Below are 14,759 nucleotides of genomic sequence, written 5' to 3'. Positions count from 1 at the left end.
AAGTAAACGCATTAGCTCCAGATCCAATTTTTAATTATATCAGCAGGAGCTTCTGGTTTCTTATATTTTGCAATATCAATTAAAAGACAGATATCATAATTGGGTATAATCATACTTGTAAATTCGTTTAGCCGTTTAACTGTCTCCATAAGCATTGTGGAATTCATGGTATCATCATTTTCTCAGGCATAAATAATAAGCACCTACCATAAAAAAGTAAATACTTATTTATGATTTTCTATCCAGGATATTATATCTTTCTGATTTAACTTTCCGGATGCTATATCCACACCTAAATCGACTAATTCCTTTTGATCCACCTGTAATATCTATCATCTTATCATGCAATTTTATTATATATTCCAAAGATATATATTTCATCTATCAGCCAGTTCCTTAAAAGCTTCTATATTTTCTTCAAGAATTTTATCTGCAGTCCTATCAAGGGTCTGTTCTTCAGATACAGCTTCTTTAGTGAATTCTTCAAAGTCCAAAACTACATATTTGGGCTTGTTATTTTTCATAATAACTACCGATTTGTCCTCATCAACCATCTTGGCTACTTTAGAAAAATTCTGGTTAGCCTCTGACATTGAAACTATCTTTTTAGTATTTATCAGCATTGAAACTCCTCCTAATACTATAATATGTTTATATTATACCATAAGTAGGATAAAAATATCCTACTTATATAAAATTTAAAATCACATCTAACTCACACTGTTCCCACCACCAGCAAATCTAAATTTTTACACCTAAAATCTTCAATTGTTCATTAATCTTTGCTTCGAGTTCTGCGATTTCCTTATTGTCTTGCTTTAATTGCTTATTTACCTCTTCCAAATCAATTGGAGCTTCTTCTTCAAAAGTATCAACATAACGTGGAATATTCAAGTTAAACTCATTTTCCCTGATTTCCTCAATTGATGCCACGTGAGCATATTTATCAACATCTTTACGTTCTTTAAATGTATTGATGATTTTATCTATATTTTCATCATTTAAGTTATTTTGATTCTTCCCCTTTTCAAAATCACTACTTGCATCAATAAATAATATCTCTTTCGTTTTACGATTCTTCTTAAATACTAAAATGATTGTCGGTATACTTGTCCCATAAAATAAGTTAGCCGGCAGACCAATAACCGCATCGAGATAATTTTTTTCAATCAGAGTTTGACGGATTTTGCCCTCTGCTGCACCACGAAACAGCACACCGTGAGGCAAAACAATAGCCATCGTGCCAGTGTTGTTTAAATGATATATACCATGTAATACAAAAGCATAATCTGCTTTTGAGGCTGGTGCCAATTTCCCATAATCGCTAAAACGCGGATCTTTTAACTTGGTTTTATCATTATCCCATTTCGCAGAATACGGTGGATTTGCGACCACTGCATCAAAACTGCGCGGGTGGTCAATCCCATTTTCGTCTGGCCCATCCGGCCAATCGTTTTCCAAAGTATCAGCATTGTTTAATGTCATATTGTTATAAGACACATTGTGCATCATCAAGTTCATACGGGCCAAATTATATGTTGTTGTATTCAGCTCTTGACCAAAATACTTTATAGGAGTACCATCAGGCAATTCTTGTCCAACAGTAAGCAGCAGGGAACCTGAGCCCATTGTCGGGTCATATACATTGAAAAATTCATTCGATTTTTCTACACCACTCGTGACTATTTTAGCCAAAATCTTACTTACTTGATGAGGTGTATAAAATTCCCCACCCTTTTTACCAGCACTTGCAGCAAATTTACCGATTAAGTATTCATAGATTTCACCTAGAATGTCTTTCCCATCATCTCCCTTGTATTCAATTTCATCCACTAACTTAACTACATTGTTAAGTGATTTTGCACGTTCATTTGTAGAACTTCCAAGACGTGTATCTCCCAGGTTAATATCGTTGAATATACCGCGGAAATCTTTCACCGCTTCTTTATTTAATTCCGCATTCTTATTAAAGTTATCAAAAATAGTTTGATAGTCGCTGGGAATAACCTGTGAATCATTAATTTTATTAATCAAAGACTTCCATGTATCATTCGGCGCAATTGCATATCCCAAACTTGATGAAATATCTTGTAAATAGTCAGCCAAATCTACACCTGCCGCTTGTTTTAGATAAGCATCATTGATAGATTCTCCCTCTGCAGCGTCAATAACATTATTTTTTACCAAATACTGTTCTTGATGTTCCGAAAGATATCTGTAAAACATAAATGACAGGATATAGTTTTTGTACTCCGACGCATCCATTGTGCCGCGCAGTTCATTTGCCATAGCCCAAAGTTTACTAGTAATTGTTTGCATATTATTGCTCATTGTCTTAATTCCTTTCTCTTTTCAAATTATTTCATCCGATAGCTACCTGCCCTAATACTGCCAAAGTGACAGATAAGGGCAGCTACACTCCTGGATAACGATTTCTAAACTTCAGGTGGTGTCAAAAAAACACCTGAAACAAAGAACTCTGTTTATATAAACATCTGTTGTAGTAATGCTTTCTTTTGTTCTTTCAAATGATTTAACTTACGTTGATGAAGGTTGATAAGATTGTCGAAGTTGGAGAAAAACTCTCCAATACACTCTTGCTCTTCTATATTAGGTAATACTAAATCTATTTGTTTTAATTCTGTTTTATTAAATTTAGGTTGACCACTTGATGCCACAATTAGTGATAATTTATTTTGAAAATACTCTGTCTGAAATAATGTATAAATTAATTTTGTATTCTCAGTAGTTTTCAATAGAATCGCATTAGGTCCCAAAACATTATTTTTGTAAGGGAGGTCAACTGGTGATAAATAGTATACTTCTCCAATGTTTGCTCCAATATTAGGAAGAATTATACACTCTTCATCAAGATTAACTCGCCAAAGATATTCAAACGCTTTTTTATCAATATAAACAAAACCATTATTACAAAATTTTTTCTTTATATCTACAGTTCTTACTAATTGCGCATAACTAGGATTGCTATCATATTGTACATTTTTAGCTATATCTGCAAATGAACCTGCTGCAACATAATCTGTAATTATATTCATGACATCTCCTAGCTTACGCTGTTCCCAAGAATCAGTAAATCCCGGGAAACGAAGTTCAGGAAAATCTTCGCCATTTTTCGGAAACATTTTTTGCAACAAACCTTTCTTCTTATCCTTCAAGTGATTTAACTTACGCTGATGAAGGGTGATAAGATTGTCAAGCTTCTCGAAAAAATCGCCAATTTTATCTTGTTCTTCCATACTTGGAATCAAAATCGGCATCTTTGCCATTTGTTTACCGGATATTTCCATAAACGTAGATCCAGCTCCATTTGTTTCACCGTACTGTTTTAATTCGTGAGTACGAGAAAAAATAAAGTAGCTATCTAACTCATCTTTATGCGGAACGATAGATTGAAAACCTTGGTTAGTACATCCTTCTTTTGCTAATATAGCAGTGTTTCCGATACCAGCACGTGATGTAAACAACACAGTGCCAACTGGTAAAATTTTTGCTGAACTCTTTTGCAATCCAAGTTCAGTGATTTTCTTTTGGCTATTATCAACGTAAATTTGTTTACCAATCTCTACAGGAGAATACCAGTCTACGTCACCATCCCAATATTTAGGATTGCCCGTACTAGGAGTGCCTCCACCAATAATTTCAGCAACCTCACCTAGCTTACGCTGTTCCCAAGGGTCGGTAAATCCTGGAAATCTTATTTTAGGTACATTTGCTTTATTTTTATCCATTTTATCTCCTATCTTAACTGTCAATTGATAATTAGCAGTTCAATAATTAATTTTAAAGTTTTATTAGATATAAATTAGCTTTCAGCATGCTCATCGGCCAATTCATAAATGGCTTTACGCAAACCATTACGATACCTGATTTTAGACAAAGATTGTATCTTTTCATCATGTGCCAACGTCTTATAATCCCTGCTTGCTTTGGCAATTATATCCCGGATTTGGCCAGTATCATCCAAATCCTGCATATCATAACGATGATGACTAAATAATTCACGCATCTGGGCACTTGTAATAATATCTGTAATTCCCCACTTCACTCGAAAATCCAGGAACATTCTATCAAGGCTGACATTGTTGGCTGCTTGAATAATTTGTTCACTATCTCTCAATTTTACTGGATATTTAAGATTATAACCTTCCGGTGGAAAATGCCCTTTGATAATAGCAATTGCTGCATTCATAATCTTCGCAGCGTAATTTCTGTCTTCCAAACCAGTGGCAAACTGATCAATTTTCTCTTTCGTAGCTTGCGCTTCCTGACTTTTGCCCTCATGCACCTGGTTTAATAATTGTTCCACCAATTCAGTTAAATAATCATAATCTATTTTCACATCCTTGACGTGGGTCATTCTTAACTCAATTTGATCAAAAGGAATTTTCTTTTTCTTTGCCATATACTGTTTAAGCTCGTTGGTTAAAACTGTGGTAAGCATGGTTTCTTGAGCGCTTGTCATGCCTAATTTTTCAACTAATTCATCAGGATTGTCGTAATTGAAACCTACTGCATTTCCATCAACTTCTTTAGGTGTATATTGTTTTAATTTAGCCACACCGGCATTATAATCACGCAGCAAATCAAACATATCTTCTTTTTGCTTCTCAGAAGGTGGTAATTGCTGAAACTCATCAGTTAAGCCATCTAATTTCTGAACAGCCTCTTTGACTTCATTAAATATATCTTCAAAGGGTTTAGCGATAATACCATCTTTTTGGTTGGATTTACGCCGCTCATTTTCTGATAAAATTGCTGAATCTTTATTGGCATAAATTGCGAGAGCTTCATTCATCAGCTTCTCATTTTGAGCAGGCCAGCGATAGTTCACAATACGCCCCCAGGGTTTTTCCTGCATGTCAGCAATACGATTTGTCCTTGAATAGGCTTGAATAAGTCCGGCTCCTTTAAGTGTTCTATCTACATAAAGTGTATTAAGTTCCGGTGCATCAAATCCAGTCAAAAGCTGATCTACCACAATCACAATATCCAGGAAGTTCTTATCCGTAGCAGTTTTATTCAAACGACTAGTAACATCCTGTGTATATCCAGCTACATCATCCATGCCAAAGCTTGTACCAAATTCTTTGTTATAGGCCTTTATAGCATCATATAAACCTTGATTGGCGACAAGCATGCTATCATTATTGGATGAGTTCTGGCTAAATGTAACTGCTACTTTTAATGTCTGACCACCATTTTTCCTATTCTCATCATTTACTCGCTGAAATTCACTAAAATACATCATTGCCATTGGAGTACTGGCTTTCCCGCCACCAACATGAGTGGTAAAGAGGGCATTATATTTACCTTCATTTGAACGATTTCTCCAGTTCTTGAAAATATCTTCAACTACTAACTTGATATGATCCGGATTTTCATCATAAAAGCTTGGTTCAACTGCGTCATCCATATCTTCCTGACTTAGATTATTGATCTTCTCTTTAATCTGTTGTTCAGTCCACTTCGGATAGCGTTCCCGGTAGAAATTTGGCAGATATTTGGTTTTCATTTGCTCTTCATCAATGGTTGTTTCAAAATCCACTTTAAAACCTAAAACATTTCTGTCTGCAATTGCTTCACGAATAGTATAGGCATGTAGCAGTGGTCCAAAAATGTCTTCAGTTCGCAAACCGCTGGTAGTTTCATCAAACATGGGTGTTCCTGTATAACCAACCCAGGCGGATTTCTTAAAAGCCTTTTGTATCTTTGCAAAACTTTCGCCGCCAGTTGAACGGTGTGCCTCATCCACGATAAATACAATATTTTTATCAGGTGCTTTAAAAGATTTACGTTTCACTAAAGTATCAAGTTTTTGAACAGAAGTAACAATGATACTATTATCTTTGCTCTTTAATTTACGGCTTAAATCAGTAGTATTATTGGTATCTTGAACACTTCCAATCATATCTTCACCAGCATCCGGGTCATAGGCCCTGTAATTTTCATTTGTCTGTTTCGTTAAAGCAATTCTATCCACTACGAAGACAACTTTGTCAACTTTGGGCATGCGGCTTGCAAGCCATGCTGTTTTAAAACTGGTTATGGTTTTGCCGGAACCAGTGGTATGCCAAACATAACCTACTTTATTTGTACCCAGTTCAAAATCAACTTTCTTTAATTTTTCAATTACATTCTGAGTGGCGTATACCTGATATGGACGCATTACTTTTAACATTTGTTTGTTTTTTGTGCCATCCAAAATCATATAATTAGTAGCCATCTGATGTGCCATTGGAATACTTAGCATTGAATCCGCAAACTCTTTCCAATTACGAACAATGGTATTATCACTTTTACGCTGCCAGTTAAAAGCAAAGTCCTTATTGAACTTATCCGGCGTGGTATTAGCCATATACTTCACGTTATTTGGCGTAATTGCCACCAATATTTGCAAGGTGGAAAAAATATCACGATATTGATTTTCTTCAGAATATTGATGCATTTGATTCAGTGCTTCATTGACATCATGCGTATCACGTTTTTCTTCAATTTGTATGATAGGCAAACCATTAATAAGAAGTGTAGTATCAAAACGACGATTTTGTTTCCCGGCAATAACTGCAGGACGTTCAATTTGATTAACTACTTGATAAACTGTATCTCCAGCACCAATTTGCTTTTGATCGAAAACCGTTAAAAACACGTGACGACCGTCATCTAAATCAATTTCGATTTGCGATACACCATTGAGTCCATATAAAAATTGTCCAGCTTCATATGGTGTTTGAATATCAGATATAATCTTTTTAACTTGATTAAATTCAACAGTACTTAGCGGATGATCAAGTGTACTTTGATTGTGCCTCTCAAGAATTTCTTTGAAGTTATCCCAAAGCTGGTCTGTAGTTTTAATTTTTGGTTCATACTTCCACAACTTTGTTTTCACACAGTAATCAGCAGATTTTTCACTAACCATAAAGTTGCTGATTCCTTCCAGGTGTTCAGGTTTAGTTATGGTTCCACTGGTAATATATTGTATTAATTCAGTTTCAAATTGCTCTTCATTCATTTTCCACCTGCCTCCTCTAACTTGGATAATATGATTTTTGTTTCAAGTTCTGCTGCCCTATTTTTAAGGGCCTGCAACCTCAACTGATTAAAATAGACTTGTCCTATAATTTTTTGCTTATCTATGGAAGGTATATTCGGTATTTCAAGTTCTTTAAGCTGCCTGAGAGTATATTTTAAAACTTGCGAACCCTGCAGTCCCAATACAAACTGTTTCTTGATTGTTTTGTTTTCATTAATGAGATAAACCAAGAACTTCGGATCAATGTTATTGCCAGGTAACAACTTAACGTAGTTTTGCGTATAAAGATATCCCTCGTGTTCTTTTCTTACCATTGCTGCAATTCCCGTGATTAAACTAAACACCACATCACCATCGCATAGGGTACTTACTTTGTCATTGGTTCTAACTTGTTTATTGTCCGCACCCTTTGAAACAATACCTACCAGATCATCTGTTAAATCTGTTTGACTATAATAGGTAAAAAGCGGTGTTTTCTCATCAAACACTTCAGTAATTCTAAACTGAGGCGATCCACTTACTAATCCAACTAATTCACTCAACTTTTTCATAAAATATTGTGCCTTTCTAAAATTAACTTTATTTGCTATGATGTAATCATATCACAAGTGAGATTTTATTGCAACTATAAAAATGTAATTTTTAAAAATTACATTTTACGCTTTGATTATTTTTCACTAATTACTTCTGCTAAAAGTCAACATACCTTACACCCTTTTACACACCTCTGGTGCATTTTTACTATTAAGCATTAATTTAAACAAAAATGCTGAAAGCCACTGATTTAAGTGGCTTTCATTAGAACATGTCAAATACTCTATACAATCTTGCAAAAACGCCCTTATAGTTTTTCAACAAAGCATATTTTTACGTAAAAATATACCCCTTATTGCAGAATCTTTCTACTCCAATTGGGAATTATATTTCTTTTCCATTTAACTGTTCCATTGCATATATATGATTTTCAATATAATAATTTATAAGCCTTACAGCCTCTCTTGCACATCTAATTTGAAGATTATTATCTTTCCATGAACCTATTCTTGCTACCATTTCATCTGTATTTATTCTTCTTTTGTTTTTGCCCTTTTAAATAGTTCTTTTAAATCCCAATACGAATATTTTAAAAATTGTTCATATAAGTTATTTTGCTGATTTATTTTCTCCATAACGATTCCCCTCCGATAAATATATGTTTTACTATATTGTATCCTAATATAGTATTCCCATAAATAGCTGTACTTAATTGAATTTAAATTTCCAGAAATCTCACTTTTCTTTATTGGAGAGCAATAACTTTTTCAACCATTTTGATACATGCTCAATCTTTCTATTGATGCTAATATAAAATAAAGGAAAAGGCACAAATTAATAAGTCAATAAAGTGGACAAAATTCTTATCTTTTGTATCTGCAATCAGGACACCTCTCCTATAACTATTCATACTTCTTCGGGAATTTTTCTTTTTCAGGTTGTCACAGATATTTATCTATATCCTTTAAGTTATATAACTCAAGATCATAAAATTCACTATTTTGAGCAAATCACAATTTACATACCTCTAATGATTTAATCATATTCTCTATTCAATTTTTTGTTAAATCCAATTTTATTTAATTTTCTCTTTTAATGCTTTAATCATGGAAAACTATTTGCACCGTAAATAAATAACTCTCCTGCAGAAAAGAATCCCTTAGGCAGACTTTGTTATCATCTATAACTGTTCCGGAGTATTGAATATCCGTTAGCATGAATGCATTATCCTGACAAAATGGCCATTTTACCTGATTAGTGGCAACTTTTACCATGGAAATTATACCAGGCAGTTCACGCGTCACAGCTTGACACATCAATTAATATATTTTGTTTCTTAATACTTCAAAACAATTTCCTAACAGGTACGTGATATAATATAAATAATATATTTTGTATCATACTAAGGAGATGGTATTATGCCAAGCAAGAATATTGGTATTCTTGTCGGAAGTCTACGAAAGAAATCTTATAACAAACTTGTTGCTGAAACATTAGCACCTCTTTTCCCGGAAAATTATAATGTTAAATTCATTAAGCTTGACGATCTACCTATCTATAATCAAGATTTTGATGATGAAAACCATGTTCCCGAATCTTGGAAGACATTTCGAAAAACTATACAATCAATTGATGCCATATTGTTTGTAACACCCGAATATAACCGTTCTGTTCCTGCCGTATTAAAAAATGCTTTGGATATTGGATCGCGTCCTTATGGTCATAGTGTATGGGACAAAAAGCCTGCTGCTATCGTTAGTGTTTCACCTGGTGGAATTAGCGGCTTTGGTGCTAATCATCATTTACGTCAATCTTTGGTATTTTTAAACATGCCAACATTACAACAGCCTGAAGCTTATATTGGTCACATTAATTCATTAATTGATAAAAATGGAAAAATTACAAATAATGATACCTTGAAATTTTTCCAAAAAATCATTGATGCTTTTGTAGAATTGATTGAAAGATATAATTAATGATATGCTCTCCCTAAAGTTACAGATTAAAAAATAAAAATCTGTCACTTTAAGAAGAGCATTTTAATGATAAAAGCTATTTCTTTAGAAGGATGTTTTCTTTGACATTTACCGCATTAATATGTATAAGCTTCACTTTTTGACCGCTTTTACAATCCTGCGGAGTGAGCCGTCAAAAGAAAAGTAAAAAAATTTCACTGATAACCCTTCCATTGTGAAAATTTTACCATATTTTTCTATGTGTGATTTATCAGTAATGATCGCTGTTTCCTGGCAGGCTTTCTTTCATCCATCTTTGATAAGTATTGCTGTGCATATCTCCCGGATTCCAAATATCAATGCCGATGCTCTTTCCCACAGTCAATTTTTGGGCAGCACCAATCATTAAAAGACCTCGCCCGGTACCGATATCAAGAACCTTTTCATACCCTTTCCAATCAATCATGGAAATCATCTTGTCCCTACGGTGTAGTTTACCGAGCTTAACGTAATAAAAATATTACTGTTCTTTAATTAATAACGTGATATTTTATTCCTTAGATAGTTTTGTCTATCTAAGGAATTTTTAGATCATTGTATATCAAGCTTTATTGATATTAGCCTCTTCGGTAAATTCGATCTGCTTATTTGCTTCTGAATTTTCTACAGGCTCAGTATTTGTCTTCGAAATATTTTTCTCAGCAGTAACATCGCAGGTATCTCCTTTATCTAACAGTGCCAGGTATTTTGAAACTTTTTTATTAATTATTCCCATAGATAATAGAACAACTGAAATGCCTCCATATACGGCAATTGGTTCAAATATTCCAGGAAGCAGTTGAGATAGTAATAATTGTTTAATAACGTCAGCAGAGGAATATCCCTGTGCCACATAGTTATTAACAGTAGTTCTAAAAAATATGATATTATTAACTAATAGTGCAATTCCTATAACCGCTACGACTATGGAAACAGTGTATAGAATAACTGAAATAGAAAATTTCCTTGACCTTTTTTTGCCTTTAAGTTTCATAATAAATTATCTCCATTCCTATAGTATACTCCTAATATTAATGAATAATTATTGCATTTGAGTGTCAACATTGTTAATGATTTATAACTAATAGACCAATTTTTTGTGAATAGGCAGGCTTTTTTGCTTAGGTAAGTAAAATGAAAAAATTACGTCCAAATTTAATAGTTGTTTCTTTAAGCAATGTATCATAATCAGTGGTTAGCATATGATTGGGATATTAAGTATTTGAATTCATTTACTTATATATAAATGATAAAAGCTGCTAATGGAGACATATATGCGTGGGCCGGACTTTTCAATCCCTGCAATTCTGAAGTATTACTTTTCGTAAATGTTTTTACCGTTGGCAATGTTACCGAAATTCCATTTTCTTTTCAGGTCTGACTGAATACAACGACGTCAGGAAAGGCGAAACTGACGAATATGCAAAGTCCATCAAACACAGTAATCCGACCTCTGCTGAAACGACCATCGTGTCGGAAGAGGATGGAAAATTCATTTGCCCGCCGGCAGGTACCAGGATTTATTGACTTTCATGAAATTATGATGAATCCTAACTCCCAAGAATATGAAGGAATGAAGGAATGGTCGGGGTATTGGACTATAGAATTAAGTGATTGGGAAAAGCGTCCTAGAGTTATATGGTGCTAGTATGAAAAAACGCCAAGGAAAACTTTGATAACAGCTGCCTTGGAGTACTTGGGGATTATATGCAACATCCCCCCTCCCACATCCTCCGGTAGTGTTTGGCCGCTTGCCTCTAGCAAATATGGTGATTCCTTATCATACTCATCTATTACATTTATAAGCTGGATTTCGTGCTTCCAGTTATCTCCCATATCATATGTCTAATGCTATAGGAATGTTTTTAAGACAAATTGTACTTCAGCGCGGTATTCCATTTGAAATGAAACTGCCTGCAAATGCTCCGGTTGCTTTTGGTTCACTTACCAAAAAACAATTTGATACTGAAATTAACAAAGGTATGAACAATATAAAGGCAGGCAGAGTTTATTCATCAGATACCGTTGAAGAAGATATGGAAATACTATCCGACCTTTTCCAATCACGGGATAAACCGGTAGTCGAACACCGACCCATCGCTCTTGATATAAACTATTTCAACTCAATCAGCTTGTCAAGAATTTGTTTTGTTAAATCCTTTTGTTGCGCCGCTGTTAGATTGGTTGAGGTTCTGATCACAACTGTTCCATGTACTTCGTGAGAACCAGAATTAAACATTTCTGCTCCATCAAACGCTGCCAGGTAAGCGTTACGAGTTTCTGCATCTTTCTTAGTTGGATAAACTTCAATACATCCACCTGCATCAGTTCCTTTACCAACAATATCTTTGCCATCCACTTCTTCAATTACATCTTTGTCAGTGAAATAAACTGCAGCAGTATATCCACCTTGTTTATTAAGATTACCGTTTGGATCGTTATTTTCTGTTGCTGCTTGTGTCCCTGTGATTGAAGGTACTTCCTTCAATCTTTGAATTACAAAACCACTTGTTGGATTCGTAATTTGTTTAAGCTGCTTCACGCTGTTTTCATATGATTCGCTAGCTGATTTCAATTCACTAATTTGTGTTGAATAGTCAATTGGCTTTTCTAATTCTTTGGTAGCTTTTTCGATTGCATCAATCTTTTTAGGAATTTTGGGAATAGATACTAATGCTTTCTTGGCACTGTCATCAGCCAATTTTAGCTTATCCAATGTCGATGTATCATAGGCTTCTTTCTTAGAATTTATCAACTTTCCAGAATTATCAATTAATATTTGCAATTTCTCATTCTTTGTTTCAACTTTTTTCTTTGCAGTATCAAACTGAGTAACAGCTTTTTCACGCGGTAAATATATATCAAAGTAATAACCACAACCACCTGCAGCAATAACCAATAATGTGATAATCCCAATAATAACTTTCTTCATTTTGTTCACCTCGCTTTTTTAAGATAATTCATAAATTTCTTTTCCTCATTTATTTTCATCAGCATCTTTTTTAAATTGGAAAATAGCATCAATTTTTTATCAAAAATCTAATAAGTGTTTTTTGTCCATATCTTCATAATTCACGCCATACCCCTGTCCTCAGCATTTATATATTATATACGATCATAATGACATAGACTGTCAGTAACAATAAAATTATCTATATGTAAAAAGCAAAAAAGCCAATTAAGATGATTGCTCACCCTAACTGACTCCTAAATTTCATTATTAAAAGGAATATCATTAATATCAGTCCAGTTTAAACGGGCATCTTATTAAAAATCTGATGGACTAAAAAGCAATAATTATCTGATGATACACCTCCATCACTTTCCTTTTTCAATAGGATCTTCAGTGCTGATATCCACTGTCCTAATTTTTTACCTTTTAAAGGTAATTCATATTTATTAATATGCTCAAGCAGATATTCATTATAAACAGTTCCTGCCAAAATTAAAAATTCATCATCTCTCAATGAGAATTTGCTTTGTAAATCCTTCAAAACCTTTAAAGACCATTCTTTTCTTTCAGATATAGATTTATCTCTAAAAGTCTCATTATAAGATTCTATTATTTCATTTTCAGGAATCAAGCCATACTTATCCGATAAAATATATACTTTATCACTGTTTTTCTTTGTATATTCTTATGCAAGAGCAAATCTCGGACTCTCCAAATAAAGTTCTGATGCCTTACATTTATATTGTTTTTTCTTACTTGTGCAAGAAATTAGAGCAATTTTCATGATATATCTCCACCTTTACATTTATAAATAAAAATCATATTTCCTTGTTTCATTATACATTATTTAAAATATTTATTAAATTACTGGATAATATTTCAGATAACTTTATCACTCAGATGCTATGATTCCTGCATTTCTTACAATTAAACATAACGGGCACGGTTGGAAACAATAACTTTATGCTTAGATTTCTTTTCCATGTTCTATCTCATCTATAATGCTGTCCAGATACGTGTCCAGTTCATCTGGTGCACTTCCCACACGACCAGCCGGGCGGTCTTCCTCAACAGCCAACAACTCTTCTCTCAGTTTCAGCATTTTTTCACGGCGGTTAAATGCTTTTATATCCATAACCACGAAATCATCCTCACCTTTTTTTGTAAGATATACAGGCTCAGCGAAAGATTTGCATAAAGCCGCAATTTCATTATAGTTCTGCTTTACGCATGCTTATAAAATAGCTTATTGCCTTATTATACTTACTACACACTCCACGTGCCAGTAGACAAGCTTTCGATATAATTATGCAGAAATATTAGGTTTTGCGTAAAGATGTACCCCCTTATTGCAGAATCTTTCTACTCCAGTTGGGAATTGTATTCCTTTGCCATTTAACTGTTCCGTTGCATATATAGGCTACATATTTAAATTCGTTTGTATTATCATATATATTTATTTCATTACATATACCTAGTATCTTTTTTAAATTATTCAATGATTCATAGTATCTTCTTTCTATATCTCTCTCAGAAATGCCATGTCCGCCTTTCATAACTCTAATCTTAACTCTTTCTTTTGCTATATCGCAATTATCAACTCCAATATAATTCATAACTACATAAAACCCTTCCTGCCTCGCTTTTTTTATATTTCTGATAATGCTTTTACCTGAAAGAGTAGTCTCCTGATTAAATGATATATGATTTTCAATATAATAATTTATAAGCCTTATAGCCTCTCTTGCACATCTAATTTGAAGATTATTATCTTTCCACGAACCTATTCTTGCTACCATTTCATCCGTATTTATTCTTTTTTTGATTTTTATCTCTTTTATAATAAATAGATCTATATATGGACGTTTTTCCAGCCCCATTTACTCCTGCGAATATAGTATAAATAGTCATTACTATTTACCTATCACTTTTTTTTGCTCTCTTTGAAGCACTAAATCCGATAAAGCAGCATAAAAATCTTGTTCTTCTTTTGTCTTTGATTTTTTAAACAATTCTTTTAAATCCTCATATGAATACCCCAGAAACTGCTTATACAAACTACTTTGCTGATTTATTTTTTCCATAACGATTCCCCTCCGATAAATATATCTTTTACCATATTGTACCCTAATATATCACTCTCATAAATAGCTATACTTAACTGAATTTAAATATTTTCGGGAACGTTCATAGATTTGTGTAAAATAGAATAGATAGAGTAAAA

Annotated in this window: 14 protein-coding genes and 3 pseudogenes; 2 read left to right on the top strand and 15 right to left on the bottom strand. The window is 33.6% G+C overall.

Annotated elements, in window-relative coordinates:
* Nucleotides 1-377: 377 nt before the first annotated feature.
* The 7 genes and pseudogenes from AB8S09_RS09280 to AB8S09_RS09250 form a co-directional block, all read right to left on the bottom strand.
* Nucleotides 378-623, bottom strand: a complete 246-nt coding sequence (locus AB8S09_RS09280; RefSeq protein ID WP_294182642.1) for a type II toxin-antitoxin system prevent-host-death family antitoxin — start codon at nucleotides 621-623, stop codon at nucleotides 378-380.
* 118 nt (nucleotides 624-741) lie between these two features.
* Complete coding sequence (locus AB8S09_RS09275) at nucleotides 742-2,331, bottom strand: type I restriction-modification system subunit M (protein WP_369869002.1); 1,590 nt, start codon at nucleotides 2,329-2,331, stop codon at nucleotides 742-744.
* A gap of 152 nt (nucleotides 2,332-2,483) precedes the next feature.
* Complete coding sequence (locus tag AB8S09_RS09270; protein WP_369869001.1) at nucleotides 2,484-3,749, bottom strand: restriction endonuclease subunit S; 1,266 nt, start codon at nucleotides 3,747-3,749, stop codon at nucleotides 2,484-2,486.
* Nucleotides 3,750-3,823: 74 nt separating this feature from the next.
* On the bottom strand, nucleotides 3,824-7,033 hold the full coding sequence (locus tag AB8S09_RS09265) for a type I restriction endonuclease subunit R (RefSeq protein ID WP_369869000.1): 3,210 nt from the start codon (nucleotides 7,031-7,033) through the stop codon (nucleotides 3,824-3,826).
* Nucleotides 7,030-7,605, bottom strand: coding sequence for a restriction endonuclease subunit S (locus AB8S09_RS09260; protein WP_294182633.1), 576 nt, complete (start codon nucleotides 7,603-7,605; stop codon nucleotides 7,030-7,032). The genes AB8S09_RS09265 and AB8S09_RS09260 overlap by 4 nt, the downstream gene beginning before the upstream one ends.
* 370 nt (nucleotides 7,606-7,975) lie before the next feature.
* Nucleotides 7,976-8,143: pseudogene (locus AB8S09_RS09255) on the bottom strand (ATPase); the annotation flags it as partial.
* 545 nt (nucleotides 8,144-8,688) lie between these two features.
* Entirely contained in the window at nucleotides 8,689-8,904 is a 216-nt protein-coding gene (locus AB8S09_RS09250) for a TULIP family P47-like protein (protein WP_367112692.1), read from the bottom strand.
* 102 nt (nucleotides 8,905-9,006) lie between these two features.
* On the opposite strand from AB8S09_RS09250, the gene AB8S09_RS09245 reads away from it, so the two are divergent.
* On the top strand, nucleotides 9,007-9,564 hold the full coding sequence (locus AB8S09_RS09245; RefSeq protein ID WP_294182631.1) for an NADPH-dependent FMN reductase: 558 nt from the start codon (nucleotides 9,007-9,009) through the stop codon (nucleotides 9,562-9,564).
* 250 nt (nucleotides 9,565-9,814) lie between these two features.
* Here AB8S09_RS09245 and AB8S09_RS09240 read toward each other — a convergent pair whose 3' ends face one another.
* The gene (locus AB8S09_RS09240; RefSeq protein WP_294182630.1) at nucleotides 9,815-10,009 is read right to left on the bottom strand and encodes a 50S ribosomal protein L11 methyltransferase; all 195 of its coding nucleotides are present in this window, start codon (nucleotides 10,007-10,009) and stop codon (nucleotides 9,815-9,817) included.
* Nucleotides 10,010-10,144: 135 nt separating this feature from the next.
* On the bottom strand, nucleotides 10,145-10,576 hold the full coding sequence (locus tag AB8S09_RS09235; protein ID WP_294182628.1) for a hypothetical protein: 432 nt from the start codon (nucleotides 10,574-10,576) through the stop codon (nucleotides 10,145-10,147).
* A 252-nt stretch (nucleotides 10,577-10,828) separates the two neighbouring features.
* On the opposite strand from AB8S09_RS09235, the gene AB8S09_RS09230 reads away from it, so the two are divergent.
* Complete coding sequence (locus AB8S09_RS09230; RefSeq protein ID WP_294182626.1) at nucleotides 10,829-10,963, top strand: DUF6143 family protein; 135 nt, start codon at nucleotides 10,829-10,831, stop codon at nucleotides 10,961-10,963.
* A gap of 263 nt (nucleotides 10,964-11,226) precedes the next feature.
* Here the strand turns inward: AB8S09_RS09230 and AB8S09_RS09225 are convergent, their stop codons facing one another.
* The 6 genes and pseudogenes from AB8S09_RS09225 to AB8S09_RS09195 form a co-directional block, all read right to left on the bottom strand.
* On the bottom strand, nucleotides 11,227-11,418 hold the full coding sequence (locus AB8S09_RS09225) for an IS1096 element passenger TnpR family protein (RefSeq protein ID WP_369868998.1): 192 nt from the start codon (nucleotides 11,416-11,418) through the stop codon (nucleotides 11,227-11,229).
* Nucleotides 11,419-11,695: 277 nt separating this feature from the next.
* Entirely contained in the window at nucleotides 11,696-12,514 is an 819-nt protein-coding gene (locus tag AB8S09_RS09215) for a hypothetical protein (protein WP_294182624.1), read from the bottom strand.
* Nucleotides 12,515-12,833: 319 nt separating this feature from the next.
* Nucleotides 12,834-13,208, bottom strand: a pseudogene (locus AB8S09_RS09210) (DUF6884 domain-containing protein); the annotation flags it as partial.
* 294 nt (nucleotides 13,209-13,502) lie between these two features.
* Nucleotides 13,503-13,742 (bottom strand): prevent-host-death protein, encoded by a 240-nt coding sequence (locus AB8S09_RS09205; protein WP_294182781.1) that lies wholly within the window; start codon nucleotides 13,740-13,742, stop codon nucleotides 13,503-13,505.
* A gap of 139 nt (nucleotides 13,743-13,881) precedes the next feature.
* Nucleotides 13,882-14,446, bottom strand: a pseudogene (locus AB8S09_RS09200) (ATPase).
* A 2-nt stretch (nucleotides 14,447-14,448) separates the two neighbouring features.
* Nucleotides 14,449-14,619 (bottom strand): hypothetical protein, encoded by a 171-nt coding sequence (locus AB8S09_RS09195; protein WP_208936557.1) that lies wholly within the window; start codon nucleotides 14,617-14,619, stop codon nucleotides 14,449-14,451.
* Between the last annotated feature and the right edge of the window lie 140 nt (nucleotides 14,620-14,759).

The organism is Clostridium lapidicellarium, assembly GCF_041224415.1.
GTDB classification, from domain to species: domain Bacteria; phylum Bacillota; class Clostridia; order Clostridiales; family Clostridiaceae; genus Clostridium_B; species Clostridium_B lapidicellarium.
The sequence above is the reverse complement of the archived record's forward strand: the minus strand, read 5'-3'. Positions and strand labels throughout refer to the sequence as shown.